1 pseudogene is annotated in these 1,108 nt (G+C 25.5%); it reads right to left on the reverse strand.

The window, feature by feature from the left end:
* A pseudogene (locus ACY1IQ_RS21120) lies at positions 1-1,108 on the reverse strand (cyclic beta 1-2 glucan synthetase); the annotation flags it as partial.

Raw genomic sequence — 1,108 nt, forward strand, 5'->3', positions numbered from 1 at the left:
TATAAGGTTTCTCTGTGTTTTCATTTGAACATTCTAAAGCCTTTTTTGCAATATAAGATTCTGGAATATTACTCTGCTTTGATATTTTTTCTACTACATGCCTGTAATAATCCTTAGATTGAAAATCCATATTATTGTAAACTTCTAATTTATCTTCTTTTAATATTTGCTCAACTATAGATATTTCTTCAAAAAGTCTTTTATAATTTAAACTTTCCACATCTCTTAAAGACGTAATACTATTACCTAATATAGTTTCAAATTTACTTTCTCTCTTATAAGAAGTAGCTATTACTGTGTCTATATTAATTTCTTTAAGTTCTAATTTATCCTCTATTACTTTATTTATTTTATTATTTTCAATTCCATTATCTCTTAAAAGTTTTAATAAATGATCTGCAAAAGTAGTAGTTATTTTTTGCTTTTTTAGTGTTTCGTAAAAATTATCTTTTAAAGTTCCATCTAATTGACTGTTAATTATATCTTGTGCCAAAATTTCTGCTCTCTTTTTTTCTCCCACTGTAAAAGAAATTTCTTCACAAGTTTTTCCTATATTTTGGATTAAAGCAGCTCTAATCATAATTGGTAATGCCCATAGTTCACCCATGGTCAATATAGTTTCTTTTTGATAACTGTTAATGAACTCTTTAATTATATTTTCATTTAAGTTTCCTTCACTATTACTTACAAGTTCTACCGCAATTTGATAAACTCTAGGATATCCCTTAAATATACCTCTTTTAGCTACAGGTAAATGTTTGTAATATTTATGTGGCATATTAAGTTTTATATCATGATATTCTTTCTCTAGAATATACATATTATCTAATATCCATTCTCCACCTTGTATAATATCGCAATTTTTTTTATACTCCTCATTTATTTCATCATGACAAGCAATGATCTTTTTATAGCACTTCTGAATATTATAAATTAGAGATTTTTTACAGCTCTTATTAGTTATATCACTGTATTTTTGTGAAAGTTCCATAGCTAAGCTATTTAAATCCTCTTTATTATTTTCACCTATCTTAATATAATCCAATAAATCATCATCACTACATTTTCTTAATGTAGCAACTTTCAATGCTACTAAGAAAACTATCGA

The organism is Clostridium sp. Marseille-QA1073, from assembly GCF_054863625.1.